Origin of the sequence: Flavobacterium sp. DSP2-3-1, assembly GCF_049896865.1 — a bacterium.
GTDB lineage: Bacteria > Bacteroidota > Bacteroidia > Flavobacteriales > Flavobacteriaceae > Flavobacterium.
This window is the reverse complement of the sequence record NZ_JAFCVD010000001.1, coordinates 425,120-441,489: the sequence shown is the minus strand read 5'-3', so window position 1 is coordinate 441,489 and position 16,370 is coordinate 425,120. Positions and strand designations below refer to the sequence as shown.

Here is a 16,370-nt window from a genome sequence, read left to right as displayed (position 1 = left end):
TATTTTCATAATTTTTGGATTTTAAAAAATTTATCCAACGCTAAATTTCGTTTTAGAAAACAAAAAAAAATCGCAACTAATTTATTAATAAGTACTTATAAATTATTTTTCTTTCCCTTTTACTGTTAAACCACAGGTCATATTTTAAAGTTGAAAAACTCAGTCCGTCCAATTCTGGTAGTACGGCACGTGATTTGACGTATTTTTGTAGGCCCATAATTGTGTTCTTCACAAATTAAAAGTTGACTTATGAAAAAATTATTTTCGCCAATACTAATTGTTGTTTTTACGATACTATTTACTGCCGTTTCCTGTAAAAAGAAAAGCAATATTGATTTGCCAATAAATCAAACGAGTACAAATACCATTGAAGTTGCTTTTGACAGTACGCAAATCAAAACCTTCTTTAAAAAATATCCAAAACTGAAAAATTATCAGGGCGATGTAGAAAAATTATACCGTAAACATCAATTTCATTACATCTGGTTTGACAAAGATGGACTTAATGAATTTGCGGGTTTGTTGTACAATAAAGTGAACAATTTGGCTGTTGAAGGAATCGAAACCGTAATTCCTTACAAGGAAAAATTAGAAGATATCTATGACAATCCGGAGGAAAATCAGAAAGCGAATATTGACACCGAACTATTGAGCTCTTCACTGTACTTTTTTTATGCTGATAAAGTATACGATGGTATCAGTACTCAAAAAACGAAAGATTTAGGCTGGTTTTTGCCAAGAAAAAAACAATCGTATGTCAATTATTTAGATTCATTGTTAATCAATCCTACGCTTATCAACAAAGATGAAAAAGGGGTTTTAAAACAATATTACCTGCTTAAAGACGTCTTGCAGGAATACCGTAAAATAGAAAAAAAAGGCGGATGGAAAACCATTGCGTTAGATCCAAATGTCAAATCGTATAAACCTGGTGATAGTGCCGCTACAATTGCGCAAATCAGAACGCGTTTATTAATTACTGGTGATCTTAGCCGAGATTCTAAAAGTGCTGTATATGATGATGAGTTAGCTACAGGAATTTTGAAATTTAAAAAAAGAAGTGGCAATACCATTAACAAAACAATTCTGCCCGAACATATCAATTATATGAACGTTTCCGTTGCAGCCCGTATCAAAACCCTCATGGTCAATATGGAACGCTGTAGATGGATTTCGAATGACATTACCAAATCTAAGGAACTAATTGTTGTGAATATTCCAGCGTATGAACTGACTTTTTTCAGAAACGGAATCCCGGAATTACGTTCCAAAGTTGTGGTGGGAAAAACGATGCATAAAACCGTTATTTTTAGTGCCCCAATGAAATATATTGTTTTTAGACCGTACTGGAATGTGCCCGCAAGTATTTTAAAGAAAGAAATTCTTCCTGCCATCGAAAAGAATCCAAATTATTTAGCGGAACATGATATGGAGTGGAAAGATGATTATGTGAGACAAAAACCCGGCCCGGAAAATTCATTGGGACTTGTAAAGTTCTTATTCCCAAATTCGAATGCAATTTATTTGCACGATACGCCGTCCAAAAGTTTATTTGGTAAAGAAGACCGTGCGTTCAGCCACGGGTGCATACGGGTAGCCAAGCCAAAAGAACTTGCTGCGATGATTATGAAGAACGACAAAAAATGGAATCCTGAAAAGATAGAAACTGCAATGAATAGCGGGGAGGAATATTGGTATACGCTAAAAAATAAAATTCCGGTCTATATTGGTTATTTCACCGCGTGGGTAAGTGATGATGGAGTTGTACATTTCTATGAAGACATATACAAAAGAGATGAAACTTTGGCGACGTTATTATTTGACAAATAAAGAGCACCTTCTTTCACGTGAGAATAATTAACAAAAAAAATGACACTATCTTATTTAGACAGTGTCATTTTAGTTTTATGCTTGTTTGCCTACGGGCAACTATTTAGTGCGCTTTCTGTTTTTCGAAAGCTGTGTCTAATACTTTTTTGATTTTGTCTAATGCACCTTGAAAGGCTTTTTCGGTAGTATCGGCATGATTGGTAACTGCAACGGGCTGCATATTATTTGGTCTGGCTTCGATAAGGCATCGTTTGTCATTGACTCCGGATTTATCACTGTTTTCGTCACCAAGATGCACTTCTAATCGGGTTATTTTATCTTCAAAACGGGACAAAGCTGTTCCTACTTCTTCTGCAATATACGCTTTCAAACGTGCGTTTCCTTCTACATTGTTGTCTGTGTTAATCTGTACTATCATATTTTTATTTATTTAATGTTGACTTTCAAATTTACCGATTGCAGTATGAAAAAACGACTGAATTAATAAAACATTGGGAAAATAAAAGAGAGAAATTGTGGAGTTGAGGATGGGGTTGGATTCTCGTATCAGCTTAACGTTTGTACTTTTTGGGTTTGTCTCGAAATAATTTCGGATTGTATTTTAGTGATACAATCCTCGAGATTTTTTTTATTTCCAAACTCCAAAAACGAAGGACTTTCCAAATTTGTGATTCGAGATAATTGTTGACTTCAATGTCTCGTTTTATGTTGCGTTCAATTTTCTTTTGCCAAAACTCCGTATTGGTTTTCACGCGGTCTTTTTCATTTTCCCAATCTTTACCGTGGAAGAATTCACTGTCTACAAAAATAGCTATTTTATGCTTTTTGAAGGTTAAATCTGGTTTATCAAAAACAGTTCTGTTATTTTTACGGTAGCGATAGCCGAGATGCCATAAGGATCTTGCCAAAAGCACTTCAGCTTTGGTGTTCGTGCTGCGAATGGCTCGCATGTTTTTGGAACGTTGTTGTGGAGTGATACGTTCGATGGTAAAACAATTTAAAATCAGCAATAAAAGTAGGAATTTCAATTTCAAGAATTCAATAGTTCAAATCTAAATTCTCTAGATATTTACCAAGTTCTACCTCATCTTCAAAACTAAATTCAGGTTCAAATTTATAATCAAAAAAATCTAAAACTTGGATGATGTTATTAAAAACCCGAAAATGCCATCCTTCATAATTATAGATATATACGATTCTTTTTTTACTTGAGTTTTCTAATAAAATAGTTTCTATTGTTCTTGAAGAACGTAAATAGTCTACTTCTACACATGTTACATTATTCATCGGTTAAAATTATTTTGATAATCATATTGAAAATTTATCATCAGATAAAATTAATTTGCCAAGTTATGTAGTATTTGATTTTATGAGATATATACTTTCGAGAGCAAAACAACCTGTATTCTGAGATAAGAATCCAATATCATTTAAAAGCATTTTAAAAGAAGAAGTAATCAAGTATTTTTTTATTACATCTTCAATCGAAAATCCTTTTTCGTTTCCATTATGCTCTCCATTTCTGTAAATAGCAATAATTTTAGTTGTTTCATTTTTCGAAAATAGTATCGAGATGATATTCTAGAAATTCTTTTCTTGGTAAATATTTTATTCCATCAATAATTCTTTGGTTTTCAATCGAAGCAAAATGACTTTGGTAAAAAGAAGTTTCCTTTTTCTTTTTTAAACCATTAGATAATATCACTTGATAGCTTGAGTTTACCCCAATTAATCCTTTATCGAATGCTTTGTCGTAAAGAGCAGAAAGGCAAATTCCATTCTCTGGATTTAATCTTTCATTTTCATTTTTTGACCAAGGAACAATATGACTTGCCAACAGTAATTCAGGAATATCAATCCCTGTTATGGCACATTTAGTAGTGTAATTAGTTAAAACCATTTGTCTGAAAACCGATTGATTTACCCTTGTTTTCACTTCTCGAATGAACGTTTCTCCTTTCACACCTTTTCAGTCGAAAAGTATGTCTTGGTATTTGTTTTCTATTGAGGTATTTTCTTTTTGGGCTAGAATCTGTTCACTGAGAAAGACTAACTCTTCTTGATTATGAAAAAACTCATCCAAATGGGTTTTACTACATTTTTATTACCATCCATTCCTTTCACCCCTCGTGCTTGTAGGGCTGGATCAACACTTGCGAAATTCACTAATCGTATAGCAACTGAATTTGAAGTTCGACCAATTAAACTAGCTAGATAAATTATGTCTTTATTTGTACTGTGCATTTTCCCGAAAGGAATTTTTAAGTATAAATTAAAGGCAAGGATTAGTTCTTCTTTTGTCCAGAGGTTGCGGATTGCCATTTGTTATTTTTTTACAAAATCTACTCCAACTCTTACAGGATAGGTGAATGCTTGATTAGCAATTCTCTGTGCATAGTTTTGTTTTAAAGTAAAAACATATTCTAAACTTATAGATAATGGGTGACCATCAAACCAATCATATGCTAAAATATAGTTTTTCTCAATTTTATTGTTTGGAACATATATTTGAATTGGTTTTATAAATTCATCATCTGTTGACCACTTCAAACAAATACTATTTATATATGAAATAAAACCTGAATCACCATAATCAATAGCCTCTTCATTAGTTAAAATTTTGTTGTGTTTAACAAAGTAAAATTTATTCTTTATTTTATCAAAAGGAAATTGGCAATCACATAAAGCAGTTATGCATAAATAAAAATTATTATCTTCATCTTTAAAAATATCTCCAAAATTTAATATTCTTTCACTATCTAGATAATTACCATTATAAAACATATTCATCGAGATAATTTCATGCTGTTTGATTTCATGATTATCATCAATTTCTTTTAAAAAATCAGATTCCAATAGGTTTAGATTGTTTTTACTTATATTTTGTTCTGCGTTTTTTAATAAAACATTTTTAATTAAATCATTAAAATTGTCATCGTGCATTTGCCTTTTATGATGTAAAAATGCATCCAGGGAAATGTTTAATATACTTGGATCAAGAAAAGCTCCTTTCTTAGAAAAAAGATTTTGCATTTCAAGCCCAAGTAATTTGTAAAAACTCTTATTTTTGTCTTCGGTAATTTTTTTAACAAAATTATCAATTAACATTTGGGGCTCATTCTCGTCTTTTTTTAGAATTGATATTAAAGTGTTATCGATTATTAATACTGTATTATCATCTGTCGTGAGCATTTCAATTTTAAAAAAAAGAGGAATCTTAGGTTTTGGCAAAGTATTATCAAAAGCAAATTTTAAAAAAGTTATAGATTCTGGAAAATTTTTTTTAACTATTTCTTTTACATTTACTAAAATATCTTTGTTAATATTATTTATTTCCCCAATTAATTTATTATTCTCCGTCGAATCATATATATTAGCCTTTTTCAAAATTGGTATTAATTCATCCGCATACTCATTTATTTTATTGAGAATATCCTCACATATATCTTCAGTTATACCTGAAAAAAAGGAATATATTTTTGGTAAAATTGTTTCAAATATAGGAGTTGCGGTATAGATTGAACAAAAATGAATTTGTTTCTGTTTAATTATCTCATAAAGAAATTTTAGAGGTTTAACGTTGAATACATCAGAATTGTCTAAATCCCAGTCCAATAAAACTAGGTCTCTTTTGTGAAAAAGATATTTTTCTAAATCATTTTCAATTAAATTTTCATCACCATTTTTATATGTATGAACGTCAAATGAAATACCTCCTGTTTTGAAATTATTATAAAGATTATAAACTCTAATATGATCTTCATTTGAATCATCGAATGGTATGCAATCAAATGGATTCCAAGCTTTTTCATCTATAAAAATTACAGATTTTATAGACTCCCTTATTACTTCGCTAGCTTTGGTTTGATATGTATTCATTAATTTCAACTTTATAGTGGTTTGATAACGAAACAAGCTCCGTGTAAATAATTATAGTTTTCTTTGTTTGTGGCTTCAATGTCAAAATAATTTTCGTTTAAGCTTTGTTTAGCAAGATAAAGGCCAATACCTCTACCTGTTGGTCTATTGGAATAAAATAAATCGAAAATTTTATTAAGTCTATGATCTTCAATTTTTTGTCCTGAATTTAAAATTAAAATTTCATTTGTATCTTTAAAATAGTCAAAACGTATTTCTTTTTTATCTGAACTCCTCATCCAGTATATTGAGTTATTGATAATATTAATAATTACTGTATATAAAACAGGTTCTTTTATTTTTATGACTTGGTTTTCAAAGGAACTCGTATAAGTAATTTTGATATTATCTTCCTCAATTTTTCTGTCAAAAAATATTTTAATATAATCAACAATTTTTAAGCATTTGATTTCTTTTAAAATAGCATTGTTACTTCTATACAGTGGAGATAACATATTGTATTTGTCTTCTAAACTTCTAAAGGTCTTTTCTAACAATTCAAAATCAGAATTATTAGAAATAGTAGTTTCATTTTCTAATTTTTTAAGTAATCTATTTATTCGGGAATATAATACATTAAATTCATGGTCAATTATCTCTACTGCTATTCCTAATTGAGCTGCATCTTGTACTTGACTCCATTGTTGTTGCATTCTGTCATATTCCGATTTATAGGCACCTTGTAAAAGTTCTTCATCAATATCAAAATTCATTCTAGTAATATGAGTGACCATAGGAGATAACGTTGAATCAACAGATTTTTTAAGTTCTTCAAATTTGTTTTTAACTATACCCGATTGTTCTTCAATATCTTTTTTGGTAAAAATGGAATTCAAAGATTGTTCTTTACTTTCGTTAAAGTCTTTAAATATTTTCTTTGATCTATCATTATATTCACCTAACAAAGAATTTAATTTAGATTGTAATATTTGAAGATTATCATAGATTACTTTTTCTAGTTCACCTTTATAAACATCGATGTTCTTCGTAAAGTTTATTTTTAAATCTCTAATCTCAAGTTTTTCAGCAACTTTTTGCATCAATGTGAAACTATTAATTTTGACACGATTATTGAATGAATGTATTTGGTTTTCATATTTATTTAATCTATCTAATTGTAAGTCGTTAGGTTTATACCTTTTAGGAATAAATGGCAACAAATTTTCAAATTCTATGTCTAATTGTTGTAACCGTTGCAATAGGTTTTCAATTTCAGAATATGTAGTTGAGGCAACATTTATATTTTCTTCTAATTGATTTAACAGTGTAGTATATTCTTCCTCATATTTCTGGAACTTTACAGGGTAATTATTTAATTCTTGATTAAATTCTTTTCTTTCATCTGATTCTCGCTTTTTATCTTTCTCTATTGCGGTCTTTTGATCATTAAATTGTTTTTTTTGATCTAAGAAAATAGGTTTATCTGCCTTGTCAGAAAAATAATCTTTAGCAACTTGTATAAAAAAAGCTATGAGGTCAGATTCAAAAGCTCTGTATTGATCATTATTAATCAGCCCTTCTCTACTGGATTTGTCTCTCAAATCTGGATTTAGATCTCTACTTAATTCTAGACAACCAAACATTCTTCGGTATGAAAAAAAGAAAGTTCCAATTCTCTTATTTCGTCTTTCTTCAAATCTCAAAAAGTCTGTATTTGGCCGTCCATAAGGCAAAACTCTAAAGTTATCCCTATAAATGTACAATCCCCCGTTTGATTTCACCTTATCATTTATTTTTTTGAATGCAGACTCATTAAGCATTGAGTCTTTCGGATCTCCTTGGCTATACCCTAATTTAATAGGAATGTTCCCATAATATTTTTTCTTGAATTGTCTACGATTAGTATCGTATTTGTAAGGTATATCTTTACCATAAATTTTCAAAATGCCTTTAAAACCACCATTCCCGTTAAAAACCCCATCAATAACAACATCTGCCAAAGTAAAGTCTTCTGAAGTAAAGAAATTCCCTTCTTCATTAATAAGTTCTTTATCTCTTCCTAATAAATTATGAACGTATAACTTGGAATCTACCAAATCATTATTTTCTTTGAATGGGTTTACAAAGCCTGATAAGCTTGAAATAGTAAATTCTCTACTTTCTTTGTTTTCTTCTTCTTTGTTTTCCTCAGCTAATTCAAGAATTTGATCAATTGGCTCAAAAATTATAAATTTAGTTCCATGATGCTCTTTTAAATCTTTTAAATTTCCGAATATTTCATCAACTAGTTCAGGGTTCAAATGAGAATTTAAAACAGATCTTAAAATGTTGTATTTGAGTTCTAATTGTTTTTCTTCCCAAATAGAATTTTCATCTGAATCATGTTTTTTTTTGAAATTCTTAAGAAAAGACATTTTTAACTTAAAAAAGACACTTTTAAAATCATTAATACTCTCTAAATCTTCTACAGGAATATTTATATCATCTAAGAAAAGATTAAAATTTTCCAGTAATCTCCAATCAAAAAATAATAATTGAATAGGGTGTCCAATTTTTTTTGTGATCATTAACATTGGGTGTCCTAAATAAGCGACTGACAATCTACCGATGCCCTTTTCCCCTGCTTTAATTCTTGATTTTTTCCAGAGAGTTTCCTCATCTTCTTCTTTTTCCAATTCTGCCCTACTTTTAGAATCTGTGCCAAGAACTAGCCATTTTTCTAGAATATCTTTTTTAGACATTCCTTTCCCATCATCGGTTAATAAAAAAAAAGGCTTAACAAGTCCTTTGTAACCTTCTTTATATATTTCAGCAGTTAAGTTATCAGCATACGCATCGTAACCGTTTTTCCACAACTCTGTAATAGCTGTTGGTAAATCGGCAATTTGTCCTTTACCTAATAAATCGACTGCTCTTGCTTTGGTTCTAAACTGCATTTAGATGATTTTTTATAATTGCTTCTCCAATACATTTTGCATATTGCGGTGGAACAGCATTACCAATTAATCTTGCGATTGCTGAAGTGCTTGTTCCGTGAAATTTATATTCTTTTGGGAATGATTGTAGGGTTGCTCCTTCACGTAAAGACAATGCTCTATCTTCATCAGGATGAACAAAGCGACCATTCGAAATACTAAAAAATTTAGTGGTAATGGTTGGTGATGGTTTGTCCCACCATAAACGACCAAAAGTATCTTTAAAAGAAGTATCCTTACCTTCAAAACAAGCTAATTGTAATTCTGGATTATTGGCAAAACCTAATCGATTCCCTCCATCTTTTGCCACTTTCTCTAGTCTTTTTTTATTCATTGCCGAGATTGAAGCTACCGTGTGCAAAAATTCGCTCTTATCTTTGTGACCATCTTTTATTTCAGAAAAACCATTTGTCTGCCCTAAAACATCCCTAACAGTAACTTTTCTACCTTCGTTTTTTATTAAATCAATCCGTTCCTCAGTTACACGATTAGCTATTAAAGTAAATCTTTTTCGACTTTGAGGGACACCATATTCAGCAACATTATGAACTTCAAAATGCACTTTATAATTATTTTGTTCAAGCCAAATTATAAAATCTTCTAGTCCGCTTTCTCTTTTCTTTCTTAAAACCCCAGGCACATTTTCTACTACTACATAACCAGGATTAAAGTATTTTACAAAACGAGTAAATTCGATTAACAAATTAGCCGACTTTGTTGATTTTGACTTATCCGTATTAATTATGCTCCAAAACTGACAAGGACTACAACCTATCAAAATTAAATCATCATCATTACGATCAAGATTTAATCTTGTTTCTAATTCTTCTTCTTTTAATTCAAAAACATCGGCTTGTATGAATTGTGCGCCTGTTATATTGTCTTCATAAGTTTCTTTACAATTTGGCTCATAGTCAATTCCTGCTAAAACATTTATACCTGCTTCTAACATACCATAACTCATGCCGCCACCGCCACAAAAAAAGTCAACCGCTTTTAAAGTGTTAGCTTCATCCTCCATAATTAAATAATTCTTGAATTGTTACTTCGAGTGCTTTTGAGAGTTTTTCAATGATGAGTAGCGAAATATTTCTTTTTCCTTTCTCGATATCAGAAATATAGGTTCGATCAATGTTTGCAATATTCGCCAGATACTCAATAGAGTACCCTTTTTGCTCTCTTAGCTGTTTAATTTTATGTCCAAATTTTTCTTTCAGATTCATAACCTATAAAAGTAGTTTTGCGTGGACAATTGACCTGCTTACAATTGACATCATTTTTTAGTAATTTTGAAATAATTTTCTTAAAAAATAATCAGTAAAATTTGATAATCACAAAAAAAACGCTACTCTTTCGAATAGCGTTTTTTGAAAATTTATCAATTTATGATGTGAATGCCGAGTACCTCACAAGAACAATCGTCTGAGGAAACGAATGCCCTAGCCCTGATAATAGTGAAAATCCTTTTTCTAAACGCTGTCAGGGTTTTGAACCCTGACAGCGTTGAAAAAGATTGTAACGGATAGCAGGAAATAGCTTCTGAAATAAATTCAGAATAAATCCTGAAATAAATCCCGAAATAAATCCCGAATAAATTCTGAAATATCCCGAAGCGTCGGGACAGAATAAATCCTGCTATTCCAACTCTGGCAATAACACCACTCCCATATTATACAAGGTAAAAGCCTGAATGTCGACATTTTCCTGAATGGTTGCCGCCACGGATTTTCCGGCGCCGTGTCCTGCATTGATGTCAATACGGATTAGGATTGGGTTTGTTCCTGTTTGTTTTTCCTGTAATTCGGCAGCAAATTTAAAACTGTGCGCCGGCACTACTCTATCATCGTGATCGCCCGTAGTGACCATCGTTGCCGGATATTGAATCCCTTTTTGTATGTTGTGTACGGGAGAATACCCTTTGATATAGTTGAACATTTCCTTGCTGTCCTGAGCCGTTCCGTAATCATACGCCCAACCTGCTCCTGCTGTAAAGGTGTGGTAGCGCAACATGTCCATCACTCCCACTGCCGGCAAAGCGACTTTCATCAAATCCGGACGTTGCGTCATGGTAGCGCCCACTAGCAATCCTCCGTTTGACCCACCACGAATGGCCAGGTATTGTGAAGACGTGTATTTCTCCGCAATCAGGTATTCTGCCGCTGCGATGAAATCATCAAATACATTTTGTTTTTGCATTTTGATACCCGCATCATGCCATTTTTTCCCGTATTCGCCACCACCACGTAAATTTGGCACGGCATAAACGCCTCCGTTTTCCATCCAAACGGCATTAGCAATACTGAAACTTGGTGTTAAACTCACATTAAATCCTCCGTAACCGTACAGCATCGTTGGATTTGTTCCGTCGAGTTTCAATCCTTTTTTATGGGTGATAATCATCGGGATTTTGGTTCCGTCCTTAGAGGTATAAAAAACTTGTTTGGACTCGTATTGCTCGCTGTTGAAATCCACTTTTGGTTTTTGATATACCGCTGAAGTTCCTGTTTGTGGTTCAAATGAAAAAGTAGAACCCGGTGTAATGTAATTCGTGAAGGAATAATATAATGTTTTCTCTTTTTTCTTTCCACCAAAACCACCTGCGGTTCCTATGCCCGGCAACTGAATTTCACGAACTAGTTTCCCTGAATAATCGTATTGTTTTACCAACGAAACGGCGTCTTTCATGTAATTCGCAAAGAAATACCCGCCACCTGTGGATGGAGACAACACATTCTCAGTTTCTGGAATAAAATCTTTCCAGTTTTCCGGTTTTGGATTGTTGACATCCACGGTAACGATGCGTTTGTTGGGCGCATTCAAGTCGGTTTCTATGAATAATTTTCCACCTTCGTTTTCAATGATGTTGTTGTCGCTGTTGAAATTATCCACAATAGTCACAATAGGATTGTTGGGCTTTGTCAAGTCTTTGATGTACAATTCGTTTCCATACGTAGAATTTGACGCGGTGATGACTAAATAACGGTCATCTTCCGTAACTCCACCACCTACATAGCGGCGCTTTTGGTCAGCACCAAAAACCACTTGATCCTGTTTTTGCGAAGTTCCCAACTTGTGGAAATACAATTTATGCTGATCGGTTTTCGCCGATAATTCGCTTCCTTTTGGTTTGTCATAACTGGAATAGTAGAATCCTTCATTTGCTTTCCAAGACACACCGCTAAATTTCACGTCGACGATAGTATCTTCGATTATTTTTTGGGTAATGGCATCCATGATAATAACTTTTCTCCAGTCGCTTCCGCCCTCTGAAATGGCATAGGCTACTTTAGAACCGTCTTTGGAAAAATCCAAGCCGCCAAGCGAAGTGGTTCCGTCTTTAGAAAACGTATTGGGATCCAAGAAAACGGTTTCGGTTCCTTTGGTATCTTTTCTGTACAACACCGATTGATTTTGTAAACCGTTATTTTTATAATAATAAGTGAAATTTCCTTCTTTGAAAGGTGCTCCTATTTTTTCATAATTCCACAGTTTTTCCATTCTTGCTTTCAAGACATCGCGAAACGGAATTTGCGCCAAATACCCGTATGTTACTTCGTTTTGGGCTTTTACCCAAGCACCGGTTTGCGCTGATTTGTCGTCTTCGAGCCAACGGTACGGATCCGGAAGTTTGGTGTCGAAGTACACATCCACGGTTTCCCCTTTACTGGTAATGGGATAGGTTATGGATTTTGGATTTGGGTTTTGGCCAAAAGTCGCCATTGCAGATGATACAGCCATTATTAAAAAAGTGTTTTTCATATGTTGATATTTATTGTTTTTCATCGGTTATATGTAATTGTTTCACCTGTTCGCTATGCTCGAGTCGCATATTATCATTGGTGCTTGCGACCCAATTACCTTCATGCCCATTTCATTAGATTCTGTTTAAGGTTGTTACAAAAATAGGGAAAATAGTTAGTCTTCTAACGGTGAGAAAGTCTTAAATAAAACTAAAATTCGCTATTCTTACGAATAGGATTTGGGATGAATGAGATTGCTACTATTTTTTTCTTACCACGAATTGCTTGAATTTTGCTCGAATTATGGTTTTGATTAGAGTTGTGGATTTCAGAACTAATGCAATTGTGTCCGCACTGCGGACACAATTCAAACTAGCCCATAGATGTTACCTACTGAACAAATTTACAATGGTTTTACAGGTAGATAATTCTCATCTTCAAGTCAATATTTGTGTGCAGACTGTAGATTATTCACTTTCTTTTCCTTGCTCAAAATTATGTAATTCAATATTCATAGCTTCCAACAACTGTTGTTCCGTTGGCAGGTATAATTTATATTGACTGGCAACAATATTTTTTTCATTTTCCGGCAACGTAAATTTTACGACACCGTCATTTTTATTGGCGCAAAGCAAAATACCAATAGTTGGATTTTCACGAGGCAGTTTTTCTACTCGGTCGTAATAATTGACATACATCTGTAGTTGACCAATATCCTGATGCGTGAGTTTATCTGTCTTGATTTCGATAATGACGAAGCATTGTAATATTCGATTATAAAAAACTAAATCTGTAAAAAATTCATCACCGTCAATGTGTATTCTTTTTTGTCTCGCGACAAATGAAAAACCATTTCCCAGTTCCAATAAAAAATCTTGCAAATGCGTAATTATTGCGCTTTCTAAATCTCTTTCGTAATAAGCCGCTTCCCGTTTTAGTCCCAAAAATTCTAAATACATCGGGTCTTTTATAATCTCTTTAGCATCCGAAGGCAGTTTTTCATTTTTAGCTACAGCAAGTACGCTTTCTTTATCATTGCTGATTAAAAGGCGTTCGTATAAGCTACTGTTGATTTGACGTTCGAGTTGTCTTGATGTCCAATTATTCTTTACACTTTCCGCAACATAAAACTCTCTTTTATATTGATTGTCAATTGTCAAAAGGAATTTATATTGTGTCCAACTCAATTGCGTCCGCAGTGCGGACGCAATTGGAAACATTCGGTAAAACTGTCGGTATCTTTCTAATTGCCTCACTGAAAAACCACTTCCATATTCTGGTTGTAATTGTTGCGAAAGAAATTTAATTAAGTACGTGCCATAGTCCGCACGGTCTTTTCCTTCTTGTTCTTCCTCAAAAATACGTTGCCCAATATACCAATACATCAAGGTTCTTTCATTGTCCACCGCTTTAATCGCTTTGTCTTTCGAAGCTGCTATAATGACTTTAATATCAGGAATTACAGATTGGTTTTGTAGCATCATTATTTTGGTTTATAAAATTCATTTATTCTGTACACAATAATACGAAAAAGCACTGAAACAGTAATAAATGCTTTTTGTTCTTAAACCAAAAAAACGCTACTCTTTCGAATAGCGTTTTTTGCTTTTTACTGAAGCAAATAAATTACAAATTAAAATTCACACCCAAAATAATGTTTCTTCCTATGTTAGGAATACCATCGGTTTTTAGCCGAGAAAGATGTGCAATGTATCTTTTATCAAATAAATTATTCCCATTGATATTGACATCAAAAACAGTTTTACCCAACTTTACAGTTCCGCCAAAACCTAAATTCACTAAGTTGTACCCATTCGATTCGGTCTCAAATCCACTTACATTTTTTTGATTGAACGTGCTTGAAACATTAAAAGTTGCAAAACCATCTTCTAACCAGTTTTTGATTTTGAATTCGGTTCTAATGGTGTTGTTCCAGTTGTTTGCTGGGATTAACGGTAAGTAATCTCCGTTTTGTTTTTCACCGGTTACAGTTTCAAAACTCGTTTCAAAATGCAACCAGTCCAATGGATGCGGATGAAAATGCAGTCCGATTTCGCCTCCGTATAATTTGGCATTATTCTGAATATAATCAAAAACAGCGTTCTCTGCAACCATTTCTCCTGTTGGCGAGGTGTAGATATAATTGTTGATGTGATTGTAAAATCCGTTTACAAAAAACTCAAAATGATCCGTTTTATATTCTAAATTTAAATCCGTTTGAACATTTTGCTCGGTTTCTAAATCACTATTTCCTACTTCATAACGATTCGTTCCTTCATGAACTCCATTAGAAGTTAATTCGGCTAAATTTGGCGCTCTAAATCCTGAAGCTACATTCAAACGCAACGTCAAATCATCGGCCAGATTGGTTTTGTAACCCAACGATGCATTAAAACTGTCGTATGATTTATCGATGGCTTCAAATGAACCTTCTTCGCCTGCGATTCCTTGTGCATCCGTAGTGATATTTCTATTATCGAAACGCAATCCAGCTTGCAAAACATTCGTATTCCACTCATAATTAGCTGTCCCAAAAACACCAAAATCATTAGTAACCGCATCCGGAATTAAATATTCTTCCCCTGAATTTGTATTAGTTTGGTGCATTCCCTGAACTCCAACAATGGTTTCTATTTTTCCCATTTTTGGTAGATGGTATTTTGCGTTGTAATTGAAAGTCTTCAGTTTCATGTGTAGAACGGCCACATTGCTGTCTTCAAACTCGCTTCGATCGTTGGCAATATACCCTAAGTCGACATCCAACTTTGATTTTTCGAAAAAGAAAACATTGTTTAAACTCAACAAATGATTAAAAATTCCTTGTTTTGGAAATCCAGTTTTCTTGCTAGTCGTTTGCTCCGCAATACCATCTTCCGGAATTCCCAAATCTAATTCATTGTAATTGTAACGCAGTACACTTGAAAACTTGGCATTACTATAACCAATTCCTGTTTTAAAATCAGTTTCATTGTACCGGGTATTTGTCACTCGGTCGCCATCAGCACCCGAGGTCGTAGACCGAACTGGCGAAGCACTTTTATAATCAGAATGGGTGTTGTAACTTCCCCGTGCCATAAATTTCCAATTATCTGTGGAGGTTTTCACACCCAAAGAGGAATTGCTTCCGGCGGTATTCGAGAAATATTTTTGACTAAAGTTCGCTTTAAAAGTATTCGCATCAGCAAATTTTTCGGGGTTAAAATACAATACTCCTCCCAATGCATCGGAACCGTACAACAAAGAAGCCGGTCCTTTAATCACCTCAACACTTTCTATTCCTGAATCGTTCAATCCCAAACCGTGTTCGTCACCAAACTGTTGATTTTCTATTCGAACACCTTGAGAATACACCAAAACACGATTGCCGCTCAAACCGCGAATCACTGGTTTCCCAATAGATGTTCCGGTAGAAACCTGCGAAACTCCCGGGATAGTCGCCAATCCTTCAATTAACGTAGCAGTTCCTTTTCGTTGTAAATTTTTGATGCTTTCGTGCTCCACTTTCATCACGTTTTGCGATTGTATTTTATTGAAAGCGGTTGAAACAATAACTTCATCCATTTCGAATATTGCTTCCTCAAGGATAACATCAAGTGTGTTTTCTTTTTGAAGACTGCTTATGGTTTTATTTTGGGTTGCAAATCCTAAGAAAGTAAAGCTGATTTTTACGTTTGCGCTCGGCAGATTGGAAAATGCATATTTTCCGTTTTCATCTGTTGTGGTTCCTTTATGCAATTCTGATGCATAAACTGAAACACCCTTTATGGGTTGGTTCCTTAAATCGGTAACGGTTCCCGAAAGGGCATTTTGCGCTTGAAGCATTGCCGAAAAACCCAAGAATAGGGCTATAATAAATTTTTTCATTGAAAATGATTGTATAGTTTTTCCTCTGCCCAGCCCTCTACAAAGGAGAGGGAGCCGAGACCGGAATTATTTAGTAAATAATACGTGTAAAACGTGCGGAAAT

General features: G+C 33.5%; 13 protein-coding genes. 1 reads left to right on the top strand and 12 read right to left on the bottom strand.

The window, feature by feature from the left end; all coding sequences use genetic code 11:
• The first annotated feature begins 249 nt into the window (after window positions 1-249).
• Window positions 250-1,830 (top strand): L,D-transpeptidase family protein, encoded by a 1,581-nt coding sequence (locus ACP7AT_RS02035; RefSeq protein WP_426062693.1) that lies wholly within the window; start codon window positions 250-252, stop codon window positions 1,828-1,830.
• A gap of 103 nt (window positions 1,831-1,933) precedes the next feature.
• Here ACP7AT_RS02035 and ACP7AT_RS02030 read toward each other — a convergent pair whose 3' ends face one another.
• The 12 genes from ACP7AT_RS02030 to ACP7AT_RS01975 all read right to left on the bottom strand — a co-directional run bounded on the left by ACP7AT_RS02030 (window position 1,934) and on the right by ACP7AT_RS01975 (window position 16,267).
• Window positions 1,934-2,248: an HPF/RaiA family ribosome-associated protein gene (locus tag ACP7AT_RS02030; protein WP_426062692.1), complete on the bottom strand. Its 315-nt coding sequence runs from the start codon at window positions 2,246-2,248 to the stop codon at window positions 1,934-1,936.
• A gap of 133 nt (window positions 2,249-2,381) precedes the next feature.
• Window positions 2,382-2,858 (bottom strand): very short patch repair endonuclease, encoded by a 477-nt coding sequence (locus tag ACP7AT_RS02025; RefSeq protein ID WP_426062691.1) that lies wholly within the window; start codon window positions 2,856-2,858, stop codon window positions 2,382-2,384.
• Window positions 2,859-2,868: 10 nt separating this feature from the next.
• Complete coding sequence (locus tag ACP7AT_RS02020) at window positions 2,869-3,117, bottom strand: hypothetical protein (protein ID WP_426062690.1); 249 nt, start codon at window positions 3,115-3,117, stop codon at window positions 2,869-2,871.
• Window positions 3,118-3,379: 262 nt separating this feature from the next.
• Window positions 3,380-3,793: an HNH endonuclease gene (locus ACP7AT_RS02015; RefSeq protein ID WP_426062689.1), complete on the bottom strand. Its 414-nt coding sequence runs from the start codon at window positions 3,791-3,793 to the stop codon at window positions 3,380-3,382.
• A gap of 86 nt (window positions 3,794-3,879) precedes the next feature.
• The gene (locus ACP7AT_RS02010; protein WP_426062688.1) at window positions 3,880-4,152 is read right to left on the bottom strand and encodes a hypothetical protein; all 273 of its coding nucleotides are present in this window, start codon (window positions 4,150-4,152) and stop codon (window positions 3,880-3,882) included.
• A 3-nt stretch (window positions 4,153-4,155) separates the two neighbouring features.
• Window positions 4,156-5,709: a response regulator receiver domain gene (locus tag ACP7AT_RS02005; protein ID WP_426062687.1), complete on the bottom strand. Its 1,554-nt coding sequence runs from the start codon at window positions 5,707-5,709 to the stop codon at window positions 4,156-4,158.
• An 11-nt stretch (window positions 5,710-5,720) separates the two neighbouring features.
• Window positions 5,721-8,624 carry an ATP-binding protein gene (locus tag ACP7AT_RS02000; RefSeq protein WP_426062686.1) on the bottom strand — a complete coding sequence of 968 codons (2,904 nt, stop codon included), beginning with the start codon at window positions 8,622-8,624 and terminating at the stop codon, window positions 5,721-5,723.
• Window positions 8,614-9,684 carry a DNA cytosine methyltransferase gene (locus ACP7AT_RS01995; protein ID WP_426062685.1) on the bottom strand — a complete coding sequence of 357 codons (1,071 nt, stop codon included), beginning with the start codon at window positions 9,682-9,684 and terminating at the stop codon, window positions 8,614-8,616. The genes ACP7AT_RS02000 and ACP7AT_RS01995 overlap by 11 nt, the downstream gene beginning before the upstream one ends.
• Complete coding sequence (locus tag ACP7AT_RS01990) at window positions 9,674-9,886, bottom strand: helix-turn-helix domain-containing protein (RefSeq protein WP_426062684.1); 213 nt, start codon at window positions 9,884-9,886, stop codon at window positions 9,674-9,676. Before ACP7AT_RS01990 ends, ACP7AT_RS01995 begins: the two co-directional genes overlap by 11 nt.
• 412 nt (window positions 9,887-10,298) lie before the next feature.
• Window positions 10,299-12,401: a prolyl oligopeptidase family serine peptidase gene (locus ACP7AT_RS01985; protein ID WP_426062748.1), complete on the bottom strand. Its 2,103-nt coding sequence runs from the start codon at window positions 12,399-12,401 to the stop codon at window positions 10,299-10,301.
• Window positions 12,402-12,870: 469 nt separating this feature from the next.
• The gene (locus tag ACP7AT_RS01980; protein ID WP_426062747.1) at window positions 12,871-13,884 is read right to left on the bottom strand and encodes a PDDEXK nuclease domain-containing protein; all 1,014 of its coding nucleotides are present in this window, start codon (window positions 13,882-13,884) and stop codon (window positions 12,871-12,873) included.
• A 145-nt stretch (window positions 13,885-14,029) separates the two neighbouring features.
• Complete coding sequence (locus tag ACP7AT_RS01975; protein WP_426062683.1) at window positions 14,030-16,267, bottom strand: TonB-dependent receptor; 2,238 nt, start codon at window positions 16,265-16,267, stop codon at window positions 14,030-14,032.
• Between the last annotated feature and the right edge of the window lie 103 nt (window positions 16,268-16,370).

Coding starts and splice junctions, on each gene's coding strand:
- ACP7AT_RS02035 (WP_426062693.1), top strand. CDS start 250: ATGAAAAAATTATTTTCGCCAATACTAATTGTTGTTTTTACGATACTA.
- ACP7AT_RS02030 (WP_426062692.1), bottom strand. CDS start 2,248: ATGATAGTACAGATTAACACAGACAACAATGTAGAAGGAAACGCACGT.
- ACP7AT_RS02020 (WP_426062690.1), bottom strand. CDS start 3,117: ATGAATAATGTAACATGTGTAGAAGTAGACTATTTACGTTCTTCAAGA.
- ACP7AT_RS02010 (WP_426062688.1), bottom strand. CDS start 4,152: ATGGCAATCCGCAACCTCTGGACAAAAGAAGAACTAATCCTTGCCTTT.
- ACP7AT_RS02005 (WP_426062687.1), bottom strand. CDS start 5,709: ATGAATACATATCAAACCAAAGCTAGCGAAGTAATAAGGGAGTCTATA.
- ACP7AT_RS02000 (WP_426062686.1), bottom strand. CDS start 8,624: ATGCAGTTTAGAACCAAAGCAAGAGCAGTCGATTTATTAGGTAAAGGA.
- ACP7AT_RS01995 (WP_426062685.1), bottom strand. CDS start 9,684: ATGGAGGATGAAGCTAACACTTTAAAAGCGGTTGACTTTTTTTGTGGC.
- ACP7AT_RS01990 (WP_426062684.1), bottom strand. CDS start 9,886: ATGAATCTGAAAGAAAAATTTGGACATAAAATTAAACAGCTAAGAGAG.
- ACP7AT_RS01985 (WP_426062748.1), bottom strand. CDS start 12,401: ATGGCTGTATCATCTGCAATGGCGACTTTTGGCCAAAACCCAAATCCA.
- ACP7AT_RS01980 (WP_426062747.1), bottom strand. CDS start 13,884: ATGCTACAAAACCAATCTGTAATTCCTGATATTAAAGTCATTATAGCA.
- ACP7AT_RS01975 (WP_426062683.1), bottom strand. CDS start 16,267: ATGAAAAAATTTATTATAGCCCTATTCTTGGGTTTTTCGGCAATGCTT.